This is a genomic window from Exiguobacterium sp. s56 (assembly GCF_018618255.1).
GTDB classification, from domain to species: Bacteria; Bacillota; Bacilli; order Exiguobacteriales; family Exiguobacteriaceae; genus Exiguobacterium; species Exiguobacterium chiriqhucha.
In genome coordinates, this window is the sequence record NZ_JACSLR010000001.1 from 394,776 (window position 1) to 413,410 (window position 18,635).

An 18,635-nucleotide genomic window follows, 5' to 3' on the forward strand; every position below is an offset into this window, starting at 1 on the left:
ATGGGATTGAACGGATTGATACGCGTACCGAGCGATAAGTCGATCACGCACCGGGCGTTATTGCTCGGGGCCGTGGCGCACGGACAGACGACGGTGTACGACCCGCTCCTCGGTGAGGATTGCCGGTCGACGCTCGAGGCGATCCGTCGTTTGGGCGCACAAGTCGATGAACAAGCGGAACGACTCGTCATCACTGGCAGCCCGTCGCTCACGTCGGCGGAACTCGATTGCGGGAACTCCGGCACGACGATGCGTCTCTTGACGGGACTGCTTGCAGGCTACGACGGTACGTTCACGCTCACCGGCGACGCCTCGCTCTCGAAGCGACCGATGCGTCGCGTCACTGCCCCGTTGCGCGCCATGGGAGCCGACCTTGCAGGTGACGTCGCTCCGCTCCACATCCGAGGGCGGGCGTTGACGGGCATCGATTACACGTTGCCTGTCGCGAGCGCGCAAGTGAAATCGGCCATCTTATTGGCTGGACTCCGTGCGGACAGTCCGACGATCGTGCGCGAGCCGGTCTTGTCGAGGGATCATACCGAACGCATGCTGCCGCTGTTCAACGGGCAGATTGACATCACCTCGGAAGAGGGGGTTCGGACGATTCGGCTGTCGCCGTCCGTCCTGGAGGGCGCGACGGTGGCCGTACCGGCTGACCCGTCCTCGGCCGCCTTTTGGTGGGCCGGGGCCGCGCTTGTCCCGGATAGTCGCGTCACGACGACCGACGTCTGTTTGAACGAGACACGGATTGGCTTTTTGCGCACGCTCGAACGGATGGGGGCGCACGTTGACGTGACGAACGTCCGCGCACTCGGAGAAGAATCGGTCGGGGACGTCACCGTGTCGACGAGCACGCTCCATGGCATCCGGTTGGACGGGACCGCCATCCCACATCAAATCGACGAGTTGCCATTATTCGCCCTCGTCGCGTCGCAGGCATCGAGCCCATCGTCGGTCCGGGATGCGGGGGAGCTCCGCGTAAAAGAGACGGACCGGATTCAGACGGTCGCGAGCGAATTGAAGGCGCTCGGTGTCGACCTTCGCGAGACGGATGACGGCTTTGACGTCTATCCGAGCCGTTTGCACGGGGGACACGTCACCTCGCACGGAGATCATCGCTTGGCGATGATGCTCCAAATTGCGGACTTATTGACGACGGAACATGTGACGATTGACGACGTCGAGGCAGCGGATGTGAGTTATCCGCGCTTCCGTGACGATTTACAACGACTCGGTCGTGAGATAGAATAACGTCAATACGAGTAGCCGCTAGGAGGAATTTTGACGATGTTAGACGAAACAGAATTAAACCATATCATTGAGATGCTTGAAAAAGGTGAGACGGAGCATGCCCTCATGCATCTCGAATCGCTCGAGAAGGAAGGGTCGGACGAGGACCGGTTGGCCATCGCCGATCTCTACCTCGAACTCGGCCTCGCCGATCGGGCCGTCAAGTTGCTCGCGGCGCTATATGTCGATTATGCGGGCAACCCGCACGTCGCCTTGTCGCTCGCCGAGGCCTACTTGGACAGTGACCGGGAAGAAGAGGCGATTGCCGTCCTCGAGAAAATCGATACGACGGACAAGGAAGCGCATATGCGCAGTCTCGTCCTCCTCGCCGATTTATATCAATCACAAGGGTTGGACGAGGTCGCCGTCAAGAAACTGATGGAGGCGCTCGAGACGAACCCGGACGAACCGCTCCTCATCTACGGATTGGCCGAGTTGTACGCGTCGATCGGCTCGTTCGAACAGGCGGTCCCGCTGTACGCGCGTCTGCCGCACTTGCGCTTGCCGGAAGAACTCGATTATCAGGCCGATTACGCGGAGGCGCTCACGATGATCGGCTCTTTCGAAGAGGCACTCGATGAGTATGAGAAAGCGGAAGACCGCAACTTGAACACGATTTTCGGTCACGCCATGACGGCCCACCGCATCGGCCGTGACGAAATTGCCGTCAAACAGTTTGAGTCGCTTCGCTCGATGGACCCCGACTTCACGTCGCTCTATCTGCCTTACACGGAAGCGCTCGACGAACTCGGCCGCTTCGATGAGGCGCTCGAGGTGATTGGCCAAGGGATTGACCGCGACGACTATAACGATGAGTTGCGCACGGTAAAAGCGAAACTGTTCTTGAAACAAGGTCGGACAGATGAGGCGGTCACGGAATTGCGCGAGGCTCTCGCGTTGAATCCGGAGTCGCTTCAGGCGACTGAGCTGCTCTTATCGGTCTTGTTCGAAGGTGGGGACATGGAGGCCGTCCTCGAGACGATCGATGCGCTCGAGGAACATTCGACTTCCCCGCTCATGACATGGTACAAGGCGAAAGCGGCCTATGAACTTGAAGACTATGATACGGCCGTCACGTTATACCGGTCGATCGAGCAAGTTTATAAAGAGGACGTGTCATTTGCGATTGAATGGGCTACACTATTGATAGAAGAAGGACAGCGTGACCAAGCGCAACGAGTGCTCGAGCAAACGCTTGCGCTCACTGTCGATGTCGATGACCGCCAAGCACTTGAAGAGCGGCTCGAACGGTTGACGGATCACGATTAAACGATATAAAGGAGATGGGGTCATATGGTCGAGCGGAAAAGAACATTTTTAAAGCGATTCCTCGCTCATCATACGCTTCGTAAACGAGAAGCCAAGTGGATTATCGACTACTGGCTCAGACATCCAGAAAAACTCGGGAACGTTCATTTCGTCACGAACGCCTCGGTCTCACCGCGCAGTTTGATCATGACGGCGTATGGATTTGACGGCGAACCGTTCCGTTACCGTCGGGGTGACCTCATCACGGTCAATCCCGAGAAGGCGTATCACGACATCCGGCTCCACGACGGCGCCATCTACGTGGAGTTGAACTTTCAAGGCATGATGATTGATGAGCTGTGGATTGATATCGTGGAATTGAATCCGTTCGAACCCGTCGCCGAAGTGAAAGACGAAGTGACGACGTCGGCCCAGACGGTCATTCGGGCCTCGGTTGCCCAGTTCGAGGAGGAGCGTCTGCTCGTCGAAATCGATAAGGCACTCGACCGACGGGACGAGAAATTGTTCCGCAACTTGACGAGCCAGCTCCATCAAGTCCGAGCCTCAAAATTATTTTAATAAAAACAAGCGCTTCCGTTATGGTAAGCGCTTGTTTTTTGGTATATTAATGACGTAGGAATACACAATAATTTCACATTTCGTTCATAAGTTTCGCAGAGGGAACGATTGTAGGTACGCTACAATGAACATAATGATGTATGTCTAATGGAGAGGAGGAGGAAGATGAGGTTCGATGGTCTAGACGCGATGAAGTCGCTCTCAGAACGCCAATACGTCGATACGCTCGTCGTCCCGCTCGTCGAACTGGCGTTTGATGAGGACATGGTGCGCAAAGCCGAAGGAAACGAAGTCATCCAGGCGGTGGCACTTGAAACCGAGCGTCAATTGTCCGGCCGGACGATGCTAAGCCCGACAATCAGTTATGTCGACGCGGAGGCAGGGCGTGCGCTCGCCGAACAAGTTACTGTTCAGGCGACGGCATCGGGGTTTACCCACGTGTTGTTCATCTCCTCGGATTTGCGTTTCAAGGGCTCTGAACTGCCGATTATTTTCGTTCCGCCGCTTGCGTTGAAAGGCATGTCCGGCGAGCAGTCGCACACGATGGTTCAAAATTTTGCGACGCAAGTCATTACCGATCTTTCGAGCCGTTGGATGGCGACATGAAGCGGTTGACGTGGAGGTTTTATTGATATACTATTTTGTTGAGTGAGAAATTTTTGTGAAGAATGCATAAAGAATTATGGGGTTATGCACACGAATGAGGGGGGAACGAAATGGCTCAAAATGGGTCAAAAGTCACACGCCGTCAGTTCTTAACGTATACGTTGACTGGTGTAGGTGGCTTTATGGCGGCAACATTGATCAGTCCGATGGTCAACTTTGCGATCGATCCGGTCTTAAAAAAATCGGGAGCGGGCGATAAAGTAAAAGTCATCAGTCTTGATGACATCACGACTGAGCCGCAACGTGTCGACTTTAAGAAACAAACGCAAGATGCTTGGTATGAATTTGAAGAAACGCTTTCGGCGTGGGTATTTAAAGATGAGAGCGGCGAAATCATCGCCTTGTCTCCAATTTGTACGCACCTCGGCTGCCAAGTAGGATATGGTGGAGACCCGACTCGACCGACAGAATTCTTCTGCCCGTGTCACTTCGGTCGCTATGAGAAAGATGGAACGAACATTCCTGGTACGCCTCCGACTGCACCACTTGCACGCTACGAAAAAGAAGAAAAAGACGGCTTCCTATACTTGGGCAGTCCAGTCGCACAGTTGTGAGAGGGGGAATAGTCGATGTTACAAAAAATTTATGATTGGGTCGATGAACGCGTCGACATCACGCCGTTATGGCGCGACATCGCTGACCATGAAGTTCCAGAACACGTCAACCCTGCCCATCACTTTTCAGCATTTGTTTATTGCTTCGGCGGTCTGACGTTCTTCACGATCGTGATTCAAATTCTGTCAGGGATGTTCTTGACGATGTACTATGTACCAGACATCATCAACGCGCACGCGTCGGTGTACTATCTTCAAAACGAGATCGCGCACGGACAAATCGTTCGTGGGATGCACCACTGGGGCGCATCGGTTGCGATCGTCATGTTGTTCTTACATACGCTCCGCGTATTCTTTACCGGGTCGTATAAGAAACCTCGCGAACTCAACTGGGTCGTCGGTGTTCTCTTGTTCTTCGTCGTCTTGGCGCTCGGTCTTACAGGGTACTTGTTGCCGTGGGATATGAAAGCGTTGTTCGCGACGAAAGTTACACTTCAAATTGCCGAGAGTGTCCCGGTCATTGGTGGTATCGCCAAAACGCTTCTCGCCGGTGGCGAGATCGTCGGCGCACGGACGCTCACGAACTTCTTCGCCATTCACGTCTTCTTCTTACCGGCGGCCTTGTTCGGACTCCTCGGAGCCCACTTCTTGATGATTCGTAAGCAAGGGATCTCAGGACCGCTATAAGCCGATTCGAAGACAAAAAGGAGGAGAAACGATATGCATCGCGGTAAAGGGATGAAATTTGTAACCGACTCTCGAGTAGGAATCTCGAATCGGAAACAAAATATTGCTAAAGACTATTCAGAGTATCCAGGACGCACGGAAGCGTTCTGGCCGAACTTCTTGTTGAAAGAGTGGATGGTCGGTTCGGTCTTCTTGATCGGATTCATCGCCTTGACGATTGTCGAGGCCCCACCGCTCCAAAACATCGCCGATCCAACGAACACGTCATACATTCCGCTTCCGGACTGGTATTTCTTGTTCTTGTATCAATTGCTCAAGTATCAGTTCGCAGCAGGGGATTGGATCTTGCTTGGAACGGTCATCTTGCCAGGGGTCGCTTTCACGGCGCTCTTGATCGCACCATGGCTTGACCAAGGACTCGAACGCCGTCCGGCCAAACGTCCGGTCGCCATTAGCTTCATGTTGCTCGGCGTGTTGTCGATTTTCTACTTGACGTGGGAATCGGTTCAAACGACGCACTGGGATCAAGTTCATGAACAAGGGATCTTGGAAGTTCCGGGCGAGGGCCCTGAAATCGATACGGCCGCACCTGGCTATGAGATTTACTCGGCTCAGTCTTGTGTGAACTGTCACGGTCAGAACCTCGAAGGCGGGGCAGCAGCTCCTGCACTCGTCGGCACACAGTATACGGCCGAAGAGATCGCGGATATCGCGGTCAACGGTGTCGGTACGATGCCAGCCGGTCAATGGGATGGTTCGGATGAAGATCTCCAAGCCATGTCTGAATTCATCGCTTCATACGGTGAAGGCGGCGAAAACAACCAATAATCGATTGGTTCAAGAAGCGTGGCCCGTCTAACGGGTCACGCTTCTTTTTACTTCGCCTCCGTTGCGCTACAATAGAGAAAAAAAGGATGGAATACACGAATGATACATATGTTACGCCCGTTTCTCACCCATCGGACCGTCTTGGTGCTCCTGTTCATCATCAACTTGTTCGGAACGATTTACGGATATGTCTGGTATGAGCCCCAGCTCCGTGACACACCGCTCATCTATTGGCCGTTCGTGCCGGACAGTCCGACGGCCTCGTTCTTCTTCACGGTCGTGCTCGGCTTATGGATTGCCGGGAAGAAGTCACCCCTCATGGAGACGCTCGCCTTCGTGACGCTCATCAAATACGGGGTATGGGCCGTCATCATGAACATCTTGTTCTTACGGGAACTCGGTCCCGATGCCGAGACGTTCACCGTGCTCATGGCCGTCATGCTGATGGTGTCACACGGGGCGATGGCGTTCCAGGCGCTGTTGTACGCACCGTTCATGACATGGACGGTCCGCTCGTTCGTCTTGACGCTCATCTGGGTCATCCATAACGACGTCGTCGACTACGTGCTCGGACAATGGCCGCGTTATCCGTCACTGGCCGAACATATCGCCTGGATCGGCTACGGGTCGTTCTGGTTGACCGGAATATGTTTTTTTATGGGATACCACATCATCCTACGCACTTCGCTTGATAATAAGTTCATTAGAATGTAAAATCAGATTATCAAATACACGCAGAGGTGATAGAGAACATGTCATTAGGTGGCTATATTTTCTATCTTGCACTGATTATGCTCATTCCGTTATGGGCCCAGATGCGAGTGAAAAGTACGTACAAAAAGTTTCTCCAACAACCGATTCAAAGCGGAGTCACGGGTGCACAGGTCGCTGACTTCATCATGAAACAAAACGGCGTTCATAACGTCCGGATCGAGATGGTCGATGGTTTGATGAGTGACCATTACGACCCGGTCAATAAAGTCGTCCGTCTGTCGCGCGAAGTGTATCAAGGGTCGACGATTTCATCGGCTGCGATTGCGGCCCACGAGATCGGCCACGTGATTCAAGATGCATCCGACTATAAGTTGATGCGGGTCCGTCACCGTCTCGTCCCGGTCGTGAACATCACGTCGAACTTGTCGTTCCCACTTCTCTTAGGTGGTTTCTTGCTCGGCGCGATGGGGCTCGCCCAACTCGGTGTCATCATGATGCTCGGGGCGGTCGTGTTCCAACTCGTCACGTTACCTGTCGAATTCGATGCCTCGAAACGGGCTATGGCTGAATTGACGAGCCACGGCATCGTCACGGCAACGGAAGAGTCGGGCGCACGCAAAGTGCTCAACGCGGCGGCTTGGACATATGTGGCGGCCACACTTGTCGCCGTCGCCGAACTGATCCGCTTGGCGCTCATCGTCTTCATGCCACGTGATGAGTAGAATCAAGGGTCCCGTCCACGTGACGGGACTTTTTTAATTTTGCTTTCGAAAGGAGTAGCAGATGAATCAACCACAATTGACGAAAGCGGGACGGCTCCGCTTACAAGAACAGCTGGAGACGTTGCGCGGGGATAGCCGGCATGAGGCGCTCGAACGCGTCAAGACGGCCCGAAAGTTTTGTGATTTTCGTGAAGACGTGACGTACGTGGAGGCGGTCCGGGAACAAGAGCGGATTGAGACTAAAATTATCGAACTGGAGCGTCTGCTCGCCGATGCCGTTATCGTCGACGAGGGTCGGCTCGACGTCGTCGCGTTCGGGAGCCGAGTCGTCATTCGGGAATTACCGGACGGGAATGATGAGACATATCGCCTCGTCGGTGAGCTCGAGGCTGATTTGGCGGAAGAAACGATTTCCGTATCGTCCCCGCTCGGTAGCGGGTTGATGGGAGGCGTTGTCGGTCAATCCGTATCAATCGCTTCACCGGGCGGTCCACTCGATTTTGAGATTGTCCGAATTGAGCCATAATGAAACGCCCCGTTCATCCGAACGGGGCGTCGTTTGTCGTGACTTATTTCAGCGGGACACGGTTCTCATCGAACGTGAACCCTTCACCGCCGACCTCATAGACGTGGTGGAACGTGACGAAGGCGTGTGGGTCGATCTGTTTGACGATCGTCTTCAACCGATTGACTTCGTTTCGTCCAACGACGACGTATAGCACTTCGAGCTCTTTATTCGAATAGCCACCCTTGGCGAGGAGCCGTGTCGTCCCGCGGTTCATCGTGGCGTGAATCCCGTCAGCGATGGCCGTACGATGGTCGCTGATAATCATGGCGGCCTTGCCAGCGTATGTCCCTTCTTGCATCGAGTCGATGACGCGGGCGCCGATATAGACGGCGAGGAGTGTGTACATCGCCTCGCGAATATCGAGATACGTCAAGCTGAGGACGATGACGAAAAAGTCGAACACGAGGAACGTCTTGCCGATTGACCATCCGACGTAACGTTGGACGAGTCGGGCGATGATATCGACGCCTCCCGTCGTCCCACCGTTATTGAAGATGATGCCGAGACCGACCCCGATGAAGAGACCGGCGAATAGACTCGCGAGCACCATATCGTCCGTCAAATCGATGATTAGATTCGAGTACTTGGCGATGAGGGCGTACCAGAGCGAGAAACTGAACGTCCCGATGAGCGTATAGATGAACGTCGTCCGCCCGAGCAGCTTGTAGCTGACAAAAAAGAGCGGGATGTTGAGCGCCAAGTTCGTGATCGATGGCGACCAGTCGAACAAACCGCGCAGAATCAAGGTGATGCCCGTGAATCCGCCTTCCGCCAAATTGTTCTGGACGTTGAAATGATAGACGCCGAACGCGAAAATAAAGGAACCAATTAAAATAAAGAATATATTGCGAAACCGAATCGGTAATTGTACCGTCATTTGGTTCACCTCCCACCTAGTAGCGTACTCGAAAAACCTCTCGATTGACTACCCTCTACATATGACATTCCGCGATGAGTCCGATATACTTTTCACAGAAGAGGTGATTTTATGAAAATAGTAGCAATTGGGGCCCATCCGGACGATATCGAAATCGGAATCGCCGGCATGACCGCCCAATGGACCAAGGCCGGGGTCGACGTTCTATACGTCGATTTGACGAGAGCGGAGCTGTCTTCGAATGGGGACATCGTCACGCGCGGCATCGAAGCCGAAACGGCCGATCGGGTGCTCGGCATCCGTCGCATCAATCTCGGGTTCCCGGACCGGGGCCTGACCGGGGACGCAACTCAAATCGAGGCGATCGTCCGATTGATTCGGTCCGAGCGTCCGACACACGTTCTGTATCCATACGGCATCGACCGCCATCCCGATCACGGCGCCTGCGCCCGACTCGTCGAGGAGGCGCTCTTTAATGCCGGAATCCGTAAATACATGCCCGACGTCCCGGCATATCGGCCGTCGAGTGTCTATCAATATATGATTAACGCCCATACGACACCGGACGTCTGCATCGACATCACGGGGACAATCGAGCAAAAACTTGACGCCTTGCGTGCCTATGCCAGTCAGTTCACACCGGTCGACGGCGTGGCAACGCCGCTCACGGACGCCTATCTCGAACGGGTATTGGCGAGGGAACGTCACTTCGGTAGCTTAATCGGGACCGCATATGCGGAAGGGTTGATGACGAGCCGCCCATACGTGGTCCATCAGGCAGGTGAGCTCACATGAGTCTAAGAATCGGAGTTCTCTGTTATCCATCGGTCGGGGGCTCGGGCATTCTCGCCACTGAGCTCGGGATGAAACTCGCCGACCGGGGCCATGATGTTCATTTCATCACGTCGAGCATCCCATTCCGATTGAACGCTTATCATCCGAACATCACGTTCCACCAAGTCGAAATCAATCAATACTCGGTGTTCCGGTATCCACCGTACGACATCACGCTGGCGTCGAAGATTGCCAGCGTCATCCGGGCGTTCGGCCTCGATGTCATCCACGCCCACTATGCGGTGCCGCACGCCGTTTGTGCCGCCCTCGGACGCGAGATGGCGGGGACGAAGACACCGATCGTGTCGACACTCCATGGCACGGATATCACCGTGCTCGGCGAAGATGAGGAATTGAAGCCGGCAATTTTGTACGGCTTACGCCAATCGAACGCCATCACGGCCGTCTCGGACAGTTTGAAGCAAGAGACGCTCGAGCGGATCGGGTCCGACTTATCGATTGATGTCATCCACAACTTCATCGATGAGGCGGTCTATCAACCGCAGGCCGACACGTCCCTCCGCGAACGGTATGGCTTGTCCGATCAAGACCGGGTCGTCATCCATATCTCGAACTTCCGGCAAGTGAAGCGAATCGATCTCGTGCTCGAGGCGTTCCAGCAGATGAACGTCCCACATAAGAAACTGCTCCTCGTCGGCGACGGTCCGCTCATGGGAGCGATGCGCCGCCTCGTGAGCGAAATGGGACTCGAAGAGCAAGTCATCTTCGCCGGGAAGCAAGAACAAGTGGCGGCGCTCTTGTCGATTTGCGACGTCCACATCCTGTTATCGGACAAAGAGGCGTTCGGTCTCGTCGCGCTCGAGGCGATGGCGACGGGCGTCCCATCGGTCGTCAGCGATGCGGGCGGATTGCCGGAAGTCATCACTGACGGCGTGGAAGGGTTCGTCGTCAAACGCGGCGACGCGCTCGCGGCGACGAGAGCGCTCGAAGCGATTTTGCTCGACGGGGAACTGCATGCACGCTTCCGCACGAACGGGCTCGAACGGGCCAAACAGTTCGCGTCGGCCGATATCGTCACGGCATATGAATCGCTTTATGAACAGGTGGTGCGCCCATGACGGAATGGGAATACGCCAAACGGATTATCGAGACGATTAACGCCCACGGCGGCGAAGCGTATATCGTCGGGGGGGCCGTCCGTGACTATATGCGCGGTACGCTTCCGGATGACATCGATATCGCCACGTCGCTCTTTCCGGACGAAGTCATGCGCTTGTTCCCGAAATCGGTACCGACCGGAATCGATCACGGCACAGTGACGGTCATTCTCGACCATCATCCGTTCGAAGTGACGACGTTCCGGTCGGAAGGGACGTATTCGGATTCGAGACGGCCCGACCACGTGTCGCTCGGCGTCTCGCTCGAGGAGGACATGAAACGGCGCGACTTCACGATGAACGCGATGGCGTTCCACGATGGCAACGTCGTCGATTTGTTCGGCGGTCGGATGGATCTTGAGGCGCGTGTCATCCGTACCGTCGGCAGCCCGTACGAACGCTTCAATGAGGACGCGCTCCGCATCATGCGGGCGTTCCGCTTCATGGCCCAGCTCGATTTCCGTCTCGATGATGACGTGCAACGAGCTTCCCGCGAACTCGGTCATAAACTGCAAGACATCGCGATGGAGCGGGTCGCCATCGAGTTCGAGAAGTTGATGGTCGGTCCGGCGTATCGAAAAGCGCTGGCGGCGATACTGGACCTCGGCATCCATCAGTATTTACCGAACGTCTCGGCAGAACTGATTGAGCGCGTCATCGCCGACAGACGGACGCCGGTCAATCCGGTCGGCGGCTGGGCGCTGTTCGTCCATCATGCCGCTGCGACCGATTGGTTGACGCCGTGGAAACGCTCGAACGCGCTGAAACGGGAAGCGAACGTGCTCGCCCGGTTGTTCACGACCGGCCTCGACACGTTCACGATTTACGAGACGACGACGGCGACGCTCTCGACGTATCTCGACATGTCGGGTCGGACGGAGACGGCTGAACAGTTGAAGCGGCAGTTGCCGATTCAATCGCGCCGGGAGCTTCGCTTCGACGGCCGTGACGCGCTCCAAATCGGGGCCAAGGGCCCGCTCATCAAACAAGTGCTCGCTCACGTCGAACGGCTCGTGCTGGACGGCGAGCTCGCCAACGAACCGGAACCGTTACGAAAGGAGGCGAAACGATGGCTTCAACACGCGGAAAAGTATTAAACCTGTTGCAGGACGGGACCGTCTGGAGTGGTCAGGAGTTGGCCCGTCAATTAAATATTTCACGTACCGCTATTTGGAAGCATATCGAGACGTTAAAACAAGATGGGTATGCGATTGAGACGATTCCTCGAAAAGGGTATCAATTGTTCGGCCAGACCGACCGACTCGATGAGCCAGCGTTCGTATCGTTCCGAAAAGGGCGGTTCGGACAAGCCGTCCATGCGTTTGATCAAGTCGATACGACCCAACGCATCGCCCATGAATTGGCGCAAAAGGGCGTCCTCGAAGGAACGCTCGTCATCAGCGAGGAGCAGACAGCGGGACGAGGCCAACTCGGCCGGAACTGGTATAATCCGAGCCACGTCAATATCGCGGCGAGCGTCATCCTGCGCCCGGCGCTGCCGATTCGCGACGCCTCGAAGCTGACGCTCATGGCGGCGAGCGCGTTCGCGCGCGCCCTGCACACGCAAGGCATCCCGGCCACCATCAAATGGCCGAATGACTTGTTGCTCAATGGGAAAAAAATCGGCGGCATCTTGACCGAGATGCAGACGGAGGGTGACCGGATTCAAGCCGTCATCCTCGGGTTCGGATTGAACGTCAATAGCGATGTCATTCCGGACGAGCTCGCCCATCGCGCGACGTCCATCAAGCTGGAAACGAATCAGACGTATCGGAGAAGCGAGTTGCTTGCGCACTTGCTCGCCGAGCTCGAGACGGAATACGATTTGTTCCTCGCGTCAGGATTTGATTCTGTGCGCGCCCATTGGCTCGAACACGCCGCCTATCTGAACGAACCGGTGACGTTGACGGCGTCAGGGAAGCCAAGACGCGGGACGATGCGCGGCATTTCAGAGGATGGGGCACTCCTGTTGGAACATGAAGGAACGGTCGAGCCGATTTACTCTGCCGAGATCGCAGTTTGGAATGATTGATGGAAACGGGTTCGTGGTCTATAATGAATGTGCCGGACGCTATCGCTCGCGAAGTGTACCAGTACTGCAGACCGTCACTACATTTTTTTGTCTGCCTTGATCATTTTGACAGGGACAGAAGGACACTCATCTACTTGAGATTGTTTTCGTGCGCCTTCTTACCATTCGTGTAGGAAGGCGTTTTTTCTAACCTGTCTCCACATTAGGAGGAGAACTATATGCATACGATGACTTCGTTATTGAAGAAGATGAAGCAAGAAGAGAAATTGGTCATGTTGACCGCCTACGATTACCCGTCCGCAAAACTGGCCGAGGCTGCAGGCGTCGATATCATTTTAGTCGGGGACTCGCTCGGGATGGTCGTGCTCGGTTACGATTCGACGATTCCTGTGACAATCTCGGACATGGTCCATCACGCGAAAGCGGTTCGCCGCGGGGCCCGTGACACGTTCGTCGTCGTCGATATGCCGTTCGCGACATACCACGGTGATTTCGACCGCACGCTCCAAGCGGCCGCGACGTTGTTCCAAGACGGACAAGCCGATGCGATTAAACTTGAAGGGGCTGGCGAGGTGCTTGAAACGATCGAGCGTCTGACGAAAGTCGGTATGCCGTGTGTCGCCCACCTTGGCCTCACTCCGCAATCGGTCGGTGTGCTCGAAGGTTATAAAGTACAAGGCAAATCGCTCGAAGACGCAGAACAGTTGATTGCCGATAGCCTCGAGGCGGAGCGGGTCGGCGCGAAGATGCTCGTCCTCGAATGCGTGCCACATCAATTGGCCAAAAAGATTGCCGAGGCGCTCAGCATCCCGGTCATCGGAATCGGTGCGGGTGCCGATGTGGATGGCCAAGTACTCGTCTATCACGATATCTTGAAATATGGCGTCGACCGCCTTCCGAAGTTCGTCGAGGCATATGCCGACGTGAATGAAGTGGCGACGACGGCAATCCGCAATTACGTCGATGCGACGAAAGACGGCTCGTTCCCGCTCGAACGGCACACGTTCACGATGGATGAGTCATTGCTCGACACGCTCTACGGGGGCAAGGCATGAACATCGTCACGACCCCACGTTCGTTACAAGAAGCATTGACAGGTGTCGGGACGATCGGTTTCGTCCCGACGATGGGTTATTTGCATGAAGGGCACCTCAGTCTCGTCGAAGCGGCCAAGTCAGAAAACGACCTCGTCGTCATGAGCATCTTCGTCAACCCGACCCAGTTCGGACCGAACGAGGACCTCGACCGCTATCCACGTGATTTCGAGCGGGACGAGGCACTCGCCCGCGAGGCGGGTGTCGACGTCTTGTTCTACCCGAACACGGAGACGATGTATCCGCTCGACATGGCACGTGTGACGGTGCGCACCGGCGCTGACGTCTTATGCGGGGCCAGTCGTCCCGGTCATTTCGATGGCGTCTTGACCGTCGTTTCGAAACTGTTCAATCTCGTCCGTCCGACCCACGCTTACTTCGGGTTGAAGGATGCGCAACAGGTCGCTCTAATCGAAGGCTACGTCCGCGACTATTTCGTCCCGGTCGAGATTCGCCGCTGTGCGATTATCCGTGAACCGTCGGGCCTTGCGAAATCGTCCCGTAACGTCTATTTATCGGAGTCAGAGAAGGTGGATGCGAGTGACATCAACCGTGCCTTGATCGAGGCGCGAGACGCCCTTGCGCAAGGTGAGGCGATTCGAGACGTGATGGAACGGCTCGAGGACCGCTTGAAGAACATTCCGAACAGCACGATCGACTATGTCGAAATCAAAGACTATCCGACGTTGACCGAGGTGACCTCCGCGTCAACCGAACTATTGATTGCTGTAGCGGTGCAGTTCGAACGGGCCCGCTTGATTGATAATGTGATTTGGAAGAGAGGATGAATCCAATGATTCGAACATTTATGCACGCAAAACTACACAAGGCGACCGTCACCGAGGCGAACTTACATTACGTCGGCTCGATCACGATCGATGAAGATTTAATGGATGCGGTCGGGATCATGGAAAACGAGCATGTCCACATCACGAACAACCATAACGGGGCTCGCATCGAGACGTACGTCATCAAGGGCGAACGAGGTTCAGGTGTCGTCTGTTTGAACGGGGCTGCGGCCCGTCACTTCCAAGTCGGGGACGTCGTCATTATCATGGCGTACGGTCAAATGACGGCCGAGGAAGCGAAACAACATCGTCCGAAAGTCGCCGTCTTGAACGAGCGAAACGAGATCGATCAACTTCTATACGAAGAAATCGCCCATACGATTTTATAAGACGAACGGGGATGTCCGCGAGAGGCATCCCCGTTTTTTCGTGTATCGTTCTATGGTAAGATGAGACAGACAGAAAGCACGAGCGTGCCGAAGATGGGATGGATGTTATGGACACCTATGTGATAGTGGATTTGGAGACGACTGGTCATTCCGTCAAGTCCGGCGACGAATTGATTGAATTTGCGGCGGTGGTCGTTCAAGGGAGTGAAGTGATTGAGCGCTACAGTACCTTGATTCGTCCGAGTCGCCCGATCCCGCCTTTTATCACGCAGTTGACGACGATCACGAATCAAGACGTGGCGGAAGCCCCGACGTTTGAGGAAGTGATCCCAGATATATGGAAGATGCTAGACGGGCGGATTTTTGTCGCCCATAACGTATCGTTTGATTTGAATTTTTTGAATGAAAGCTTAGAGTTGGCCGGGTATATCCCGTTCCAGGGCCGGGCCATCGACACGGTCGAACTGGCGCGGATTCTATACCCGACGCTCGAGAGCCACGCGCTCGAGTCGCTCGCCGAGACGTTCAACCTCGTCCACACCGACGCGCACCGCGCGCTCAGCGACGCCGAGGCAACGGCTGAACTGTTCGTTCGCTTGGTCGAGCGGTTGCGCGCGTTACCGCTCGTCACGCTGAAACAATTGCGGCGGTTGTCCGAGTCGTGGACGAGCAACGTCGAGCCGCTGCTCGATGAGTTGATCATTCAAGTCGGAATCCGGGCCGACGACGAGACGACGTACGATATTCATCGGAAAATCGCACTGAGACGTCTCGTCGACACGTTCGAACCCGCCGTCGAACGCGAGCCGTTCGAGCCGTTCCTTCACCGGACGATTGAAGAGACGCTCCCGGCATTGTTCGGGCAATTCGAACCGCGTCAAAGTCAATTCGAGATGATGCGCCACGTCTATAAAGCGCTCGATGACGAAGCGACACTGTTAATCGAGGCAGGAACAGGGACCGGAAAAACGTTGGCGTATTTGATTCCGAGCGCACATCACGCGCTCGAGACGAAACGACCGGTCGTCGTCAGCACACATACGATTCAATTGCAGGAACAGCTGTTGACTAGAGATTTGCCGATTTTAAAAGCGATTTTCCCTGAAGTCGAATTCACGTTGTTGAAAGGGAGACGCAATTACATCGACCTCCGCAAGTTCGAGATGATTCTCGAGGAGGCGAACGAAGGCTTGCTCCCGGCGATGTGCAAGGCGATGGTACTCGTCTGGTTGACCGAGACCGTGACAGGCGACTTGGAAGAGTTGTCGCTACCGGGTGCGGCGTCACAAGGGCCGGCCTCGTTCAAACGGCTCATCCAAGCCGACGCGGCCTCGGACTTCGGGCGTTTCGACCCGTGGTATAGCCGGGACTTCTTCACCCGGGCCGTCTTGCGCTCGAAAGAGGCCGATATCATCGTGACGAACCACGCCTTATTGTTCTCTGATTTGCAGCATCAGGCCGGGATTCTTCCGACCGATACGCCGCTCATCTTAGATGAGGCCCATCAAGTCGAGGAAGTCGCGTCGCATCACTTCGGTGTGACGTTCGACGCGATTCAGTTCGACCGCTTGTTCAAGTGGTTCGGTTACGGCGCCGATGGCAAGTTCCATTCACGCGTGCTCGGACTCGCTGATTTGACGGCCGTCGCGGAAGAAGCCGAGGCGTTCAGCAAGGCGACCGATCAAGCGCTCGCGCGCGTCGACGATGAACTGAACGATTTGCTCACGGCGCTCCAGTCGCTCGGTAAAAAGCGGGAGCAACGTCAAACCGTCCGCTTCGAGCGGGAAGGGGAGCCGTTCCGTCCGATTCGGGAAGTGGCGAAGCGACTCGAAGACCGTCTGCGGACACTCCGGACGACGCTCCGGCAACTGCATCGGCTTCTCGATGAGCATAAAGAACATATGACGTTCAAACAACGGGCCGTGCTCGGGGATTTGAAGGCGTTCATCGGGGACGTGCGCGATATCGAGAGCGTGCTCTACGAGACGATGCTCACGCGGGATGACGATGCTGTCAGTTGGGTCGAACTCAACCTGGCCAACCGTAAGTTGACTTCGGTGTATACGCAACCGGTCGAGATCGGTCCGCTCTTGCATGAACGACTGTTCGCCAAGCGTCCGACCGTCTTGACGTCGGCGACGATGACCGTTTCGGGCCGATTCGGATTCATCGAACGCCGTCTTGGACTCGACGGCGAAGATGTCCGTCGCGTCGTCCTGGCGTCACCGTTTGATTTCAAGAAACAAGCGAAACTGTTTGTGCCGTCCGACATCCCGCTCATCAACGAGGTTCCGTTGCCGCGGTTCGTCGAACAGATTGCAGGCTCGATTGCCCAAATCGCCAATGTGACGAAAGGACGGATGCTCGTCTTGTTCACATCGAACGAATTGTTGCGCTTGACGCATGAGGCCGTCAAAGACCAGCTTGATGAGGGCTATACGCTCCTCGCCCAAGGCGTCAGCGGCGGATCACGTAGCCGTTTGACGAAACAATTCAAGCGCATCGACCAATCGATTTTGTTCGGGACGGCCAGCTTCTGGGAAGGCGTCGACATTCCGGGCGAGGCACTCACTTGCCTCATTATCGTCCGACTCCCGTTCGCCCCGCCCGACCAACCGGTCATGCAGGCGCGGTCCGAGAAAATCGAGGCGACAGGCAAATCGTCATTCTTCGAGCTGTCACTCCCGCAAGCGGTCATCCGCTTTAAACAAGGGGTCGGCCGTCTGATTCGCTCGAAAGAGGATTACGGCGCCATCTTCGTCTTCGACCGTCGTGTCGAGACGACCCGGTATGGGAAGCAGTTCATTAACAGTTTGCCGGCCGTCGACCGAATCGACGGTCCGCTCGAGACCGCACTCGCCGAACTGGAGCTGTTTTTAGACGAGAAAGAAAAGACCGGCCTAGGAAATCAGAGATAACGCTAGGCATCGTGATATTATCGTTTTATAATAATGGGTATAGTGTTTTTTGAAGGAGGAGTAATCATGAATTCGAATATCGAGACGTTGGCGACGGTTCGAATCGAGCCGACGGCAGATGTATACAAAATTGTCGACTTGTTGAACCGCACGTTGAAGGGCCAAGATTTAATGTTCGGTCTTGCTTTAGAGAAAAAAGTGAATGATCCGAAGAAAGAAGAGATGGTGTTCACCATCTATCGGACGGAATGACACGGAAGACCAAAGTAGTGGTTGCGTTCATGACGGCACTCATCGGTGTCGTCATCGTATTTAGTGGCATCTATTGGTTCACGGTCGGTCATACCGAGCGCACGAAAGACAAGATGATCGAGGCGGCACGCGAGCGTCTCGAGACCGAGCAACCGTCCGTCAACATCGAACGGGCCGAGCTGTATAACGGGACGGAACCGTACGTCGTCTTCGAGGAGACGGATCAAGTCCAGTTCGTGCCAGTCGATGACAAGTTGCCGATTGTGACGCGTGACATCGCGTCGGTCGACCTCGATCAAGTCTGTGCCGAATCGGTCACAGAAACGGGCGGGTCACTCGTCAGCTGTAAATACGGGTTTGACGAACGGGCCTTGATTGAGGTCGTGACGAAATCGGGCGCATCGTATACGTATTCGTATTATACGCTCCAAGCGGGCGAATTTATTCGACGGGTCCAATTGACGGACTCGTAACGAA

General features: G+C 55.3%; 21 protein-coding genes. 20 read left to right on the forward strand and 1 reads right to left on the reverse strand.

Annotated features, from left to right (window positions below; all coding sequences use genetic code 11):
* From aroA to KNP71_RS02090, 10 genes are all read left to right on the forward strand, one after another.
* Positions 1-1,251 carry a 3-phosphoshikimate 1-carboxyvinyltransferase gene (gene aroA / locus KNP71_RS02045; protein WP_029595660.1) on the forward strand — a complete coding sequence of 417 codons (1,251 nt, stop codon included), beginning with the start codon at positions 1-3 and terminating at the stop codon, positions 1,249-1,251.
* Positions 1,252-1,287: 36 nt separating this feature from the next.
* On the forward strand, positions 1,288-2,559 hold the full coding sequence (locus tag KNP71_RS02050; RefSeq protein ID WP_021067205.1) for a tetratricopeptide repeat protein: 1,272 nt from the start codon (positions 1,288-1,290) through the stop codon (positions 2,557-2,559).
* A gap of 24 nt (positions 2,560-2,583) precedes the next feature.
* Entirely contained in the window at positions 2,584-3,117 is a 534-nt protein-coding gene (locus tag KNP71_RS02055; protein WP_021067206.1) for a ReoY family proteolytic degradation factor, read from the forward strand.
* A 165-nt stretch (positions 3,118-3,282) separates the two neighbouring features.
* A complete protein-coding gene (locus KNP71_RS02060) occupies positions 3,283-3,723 on the forward strand; it encodes a DUF2487 family protein (RefSeq protein WP_021067207.1) in 441 nt (146 codons plus the stop codon).
* A 110-nt stretch (positions 3,724-3,833) separates the two neighbouring features.
* Positions 3,834-4,337, forward strand: coding sequence for a QcrA and Rieske domain-containing protein (locus tag KNP71_RS02065; protein ID WP_021067208.1), 504 nt, complete (start codon positions 3,834-3,836; stop codon positions 4,335-4,337).
* A 15-nt stretch (positions 4,338-4,352) separates the two neighbouring features.
* Positions 4,353-5,024, forward strand: coding sequence for a menaquinol-cytochrome c reductase cytochrome b subunit (gene qcrB, locus KNP71_RS02070; RefSeq protein ID WP_021067209.1), 672 nt, complete (start codon positions 4,353-4,355; stop codon positions 5,022-5,024).
* Between the two features lie 33 nt (positions 5,025-5,057).
* Entirely contained in the window at positions 5,058-5,852 is a 795-nt protein-coding gene (locus tag KNP71_RS02075; RefSeq protein WP_021067210.1) for a menaquinol-cytochrome c reductase cytochrome b/c subunit, read from the forward strand.
* 99 nt (positions 5,853-5,951) lie between these two features.
* Positions 5,952-6,566, forward strand: coding sequence for a DUF1405 domain-containing protein (locus KNP71_RS02080; protein WP_029595659.1), 615 nt, complete (start codon positions 5,952-5,954; stop codon positions 6,564-6,566).
* A gap of 38 nt (positions 6,567-6,604) precedes the next feature.
* Positions 6,605-7,288, forward strand: coding sequence for a zinc metallopeptidase (locus KNP71_RS02085; protein ID WP_029595658.1), 684 nt, complete (start codon positions 6,605-6,607; stop codon positions 7,286-7,288).
* Between the two features lie 61 nt (positions 7,289-7,349).
* Positions 7,350-7,814, forward strand: coding sequence for a GreA/GreB family elongation factor (locus KNP71_RS02090; RefSeq protein ID WP_214829881.1), 465 nt, complete (start codon positions 7,350-7,352; stop codon positions 7,812-7,814).
* 43 nt (positions 7,815-7,857) lie between these two features.
* On the opposite strand, the gene KNP71_RS02095 is transcribed toward KNP71_RS02090, so the two are convergent.
* Positions 7,858-8,733: a YitT family protein gene (locus KNP71_RS02095; protein ID WP_021067214.1), complete on the reverse strand. Its 876-nt coding sequence runs from the start codon at positions 8,731-8,733 to the stop codon at positions 7,858-7,860.
* A gap of 111 nt (positions 8,734-8,844) precedes the next feature.
* Between KNP71_RS02095 and bshB1 the strand changes: the two genes are divergently transcribed.
* From bshB1 to KNP71_RS02145, 10 genes are all read left to right on the forward strand, one after another.
* Positions 8,845-9,528: a bacillithiol biosynthesis deacetylase BshB1 gene (gene bshB1 / locus KNP71_RS02100; protein WP_029595657.1), complete on the forward strand. Its 684-nt coding sequence runs from the start codon at positions 8,845-8,847 to the stop codon at positions 9,526-9,528.
* Complete coding sequence (gene bshA, locus KNP71_RS02105) at positions 9,525-10,646, forward strand: N-acetyl-alpha-D-glucosaminyl L-malate synthase BshA (protein ID WP_021067216.1); 1,122 nt, start codon at positions 9,525-9,527, stop codon at positions 10,644-10,646. Before bshB1 ends, bshA begins: the two co-directional genes overlap by 4 nt.
* Positions 10,643-11,782: a CCA tRNA nucleotidyltransferase gene (locus KNP71_RS02110; RefSeq protein ID WP_058763416.1), complete on the forward strand. Its 1,140-nt coding sequence runs from the start codon at positions 10,643-10,645 to the stop codon at positions 11,780-11,782. Before bshA ends, KNP71_RS02110 begins: the two co-directional genes overlap by 4 nt.
* Complete coding sequence (locus KNP71_RS02115) at positions 11,755-12,717, forward strand: biotin--[acetyl-CoA-carboxylase] ligase (RefSeq protein WP_029595655.1); 963 nt, start codon at positions 11,755-11,757, stop codon at positions 12,715-12,717. Before KNP71_RS02110 ends, KNP71_RS02115 begins: the two co-directional genes overlap by 28 nt.
* 218 nt (positions 12,718-12,935) lie before the next feature.
* Entirely contained in the window at positions 12,936-13,772 is an 837-nt protein-coding gene (gene panB, locus KNP71_RS02120) for a 3-methyl-2-oxobutanoate hydroxymethyltransferase (RefSeq protein ID WP_021067219.1), read from the forward strand.
* On the forward strand, positions 13,769-14,599 hold the full coding sequence (gene panC / locus KNP71_RS02125) for a pantoate--beta-alanine ligase (protein WP_029595654.1): 831 nt from the start codon (positions 13,769-13,771) through the stop codon (positions 14,597-14,599). The genes panB and panC overlap by 4 nt, the downstream gene beginning before the upstream one ends.
* Before the next feature lie 5 nt (positions 14,600-14,604).
* Positions 14,605-14,988 carry an aspartate 1-decarboxylase gene (gene panD / locus KNP71_RS02130; protein WP_021067221.1) on the forward strand — a complete coding sequence of 128 codons (384 nt, stop codon included), beginning with the start codon at positions 14,605-14,607 and terminating at the stop codon, positions 14,986-14,988.
* 107 nt (positions 14,989-15,095) lie between these two features.
* On the forward strand, positions 15,096-17,906 hold the full coding sequence (gene dinG, locus KNP71_RS02135) for an ATP-dependent DNA helicase DinG (RefSeq protein WP_021067222.1): 2,811 nt from the start codon (positions 15,096-15,098) through the stop codon (positions 17,904-17,906).
* A 66-nt stretch (positions 17,907-17,972) separates the two neighbouring features.
* Positions 17,973-18,158 carry a YpmA family protein gene (locus KNP71_RS02140; RefSeq protein ID WP_021067223.1) on the forward strand — a complete coding sequence of 62 codons (186 nt, stop codon included), beginning with the start codon at positions 17,973-17,975 and terminating at the stop codon, positions 18,156-18,158.
* A 29-nt stretch (positions 18,159-18,187) separates the two neighbouring features.
* The gene (locus KNP71_RS02145) at positions 18,188-18,631 is read left to right on the forward strand and encodes a hypothetical protein (RefSeq protein ID WP_236355676.1); all 444 of its coding nucleotides are present in this window, start codon (positions 18,188-18,190) and stop codon (positions 18,629-18,631) included.
* Positions 18,632-18,635 lie beyond the last annotated feature (4 nt).

What these genes read in the sequence shown, in the direction of transcription:
- aroA (WP_029595660.1), top strand. Translation starts at nt 1, where the DNA reads ATGGGATTGAACGGATTGATACGCGTACCGAGCGATAAGTCGATCACG.
- KNP71_RS02050 (WP_021067205.1), top strand. Translation starts at nt 1,288, where the DNA reads ATGTTAGACGAAACAGAATTAAACCATATCATTGAGATGCTTGAAAAA.
- KNP71_RS02055 (WP_021067206.1), top strand. Translation starts at nt 2,584, where the DNA reads ATGGTCGAGCGGAAAAGAACATTTTTAAAGCGATTCCTCGCTCATCAT.
- KNP71_RS02060 (WP_021067207.1), top strand. Translation starts at nt 3,283, where the DNA reads ATGAGGTTCGATGGTCTAGACGCGATGAAGTCGCTCTCAGAACGCCAA.
- KNP71_RS02065 (WP_021067208.1), top strand. Translation starts at nt 3,834, where the DNA reads ATGGCTCAAAATGGGTCAAAAGTCACACGCCGTCAGTTCTTAACGTAT.
- qcrB (WP_021067209.1), top strand. Translation starts at nt 4,353, where the DNA reads ATGTTACAAAAAATTTATGATTGGGTCGATGAACGCGTCGACATCACG.
- KNP71_RS02075 (WP_021067210.1), top strand. Translation starts at nt 5,058, where the DNA reads ATGCATCGCGGTAAAGGGATGAAATTTGTAACCGACTCTCGAGTAGGA.
- KNP71_RS02080 (WP_029595659.1), top strand. Translation starts at nt 5,952, where the DNA reads ATGATACATATGTTACGCCCGTTTCTCACCCATCGGACCGTCTTGGTG.
- KNP71_RS02085 (WP_029595658.1), top strand. Translation starts at nt 6,605, where the DNA reads ATGTCATTAGGTGGCTATATTTTCTATCTTGCACTGATTATGCTCATT.
- KNP71_RS02090 (WP_214829881.1), top strand. Translation starts at nt 7,350, where the DNA reads ATGAATCAACCACAATTGACGAAAGCGGGACGGCTCCGCTTACAAGAA.
- KNP71_RS02095 (WP_021067214.1), bottom strand. Translation starts at nt 8,733, where the DNA reads ATGACGGTACAATTACCGATTCGGTTTCGCAATATATTCTTTATTTTA.
- bshB1 (WP_029595657.1), top strand. Translation starts at nt 8,845, where the DNA reads ATGAAAATAGTAGCAATTGGGGCCCATCCGGACGATATCGAAATCGGA.
- bshA (WP_021067216.1), top strand. Translation starts at nt 9,525, where the DNA reads ATGAGTCTAAGAATCGGAGTTCTCTGTTATCCATCGGTCGGGGGCTCG.
- KNP71_RS02110 (WP_058763416.1), top strand. Translation starts at nt 10,643, where the DNA reads ATGACGGAATGGGAATACGCCAAACGGATTATCGAGACGATTAACGCC.
- KNP71_RS02115 (WP_029595655.1), top strand. Translation starts at nt 11,755, where the DNA reads ATGGCTTCAACACGCGGAAAAGTATTAAACCTGTTGCAGGACGGGACC.
- panB (WP_021067219.1), top strand. Translation starts at nt 12,936, where the DNA reads ATGCATACGATGACTTCGTTATTGAAGAAGATGAAGCAAGAAGAGAAA.
- panC (WP_029595654.1), top strand. Translation starts at nt 13,769, where the DNA reads ATGAACATCGTCACGACCCCACGTTCGTTACAAGAAGCATTGACAGGT.
- panD (WP_021067221.1), top strand. Translation starts at nt 14,605, where the DNA reads ATGATTCGAACATTTATGCACGCAAAACTACACAAGGCGACCGTCACC.
- dinG (WP_021067222.1), top strand. Translation starts at nt 15,096, where the DNA reads ATGGACACCTATGTGATAGTGGATTTGGAGACGACTGGTCATTCCGTC.
- KNP71_RS02140 (WP_021067223.1), top strand. Translation starts at nt 17,973, where the DNA reads ATGAATTCGAATATCGAGACGTTGGCGACGGTTCGAATCGAGCCGACG.
- KNP71_RS02145 (WP_236355676.1), top strand. Translation starts at nt 18,188, where the DNA reads ATGACGGCACTCATCGGTGTCGTCATCGTATTTAGTGGCATCTATTGG.